This is a genomic window from Rhizorhapis sp. SPR117 (assembly GCF_021742065.1).
The window spans coordinates 1-413 of sequence record NZ_JAKKIE010000247.1 but is presented as its reverse complement, the minus strand read 5'-3'; the positions used below and the strand labels follow the sequence as shown (position 1 = coordinate 413).

Below are 413 nucleotides of genomic sequence, written 5' to 3'. Positions count from 1 at the left end.
CTAGTATTTGTATGTCCCGCGATGCGGGGTTTGGTTCAAGCGGGTAATTTTTCCTTTCGTGTTTTGGGGGTGGCAGAGCTTGCCCTGAACCGGAAGCTATCGTTTCCGCTTTCCAGGATGTGGCAGTGGTGCGTCAGCCGGTCGAGCAGGGCGGTGGTCATCTTGGCGTCGCCGAACACGTCGGCCCATTCGCTGAAGCTGAGGTTGGTGGTGATGATCACGCTGGTGCGTTCGTAGAGTTTGCTGAGCAGGTGGAACAGCAGTGCTCCGCCTGACGGGCTGAACGGCAGGTAGCCGAGTTCATCGAGGACGACGAGGTCGAGACGCAGCAGACGTTCGGCCAGTTGCCCTGCCTTGTTCATGGCCTTTTCCTGCTCCAGCGCGTTGACCAGATCGACGGTGGAGAAGAACCT

1 protein-coding gene is annotated in these 413 nt (G+C 58.6%); it reads right to left on the bottom strand.

The annotated features are described in order from the left end of the window. Positions 1–35: 35 nt before the first annotated feature. On the bottom strand, positions 36–413 hold a 378-nt coding region (locus L3X40_RS22220; RefSeq protein WP_237367489.1), incomplete at its 5' end, for an ATP-binding protein.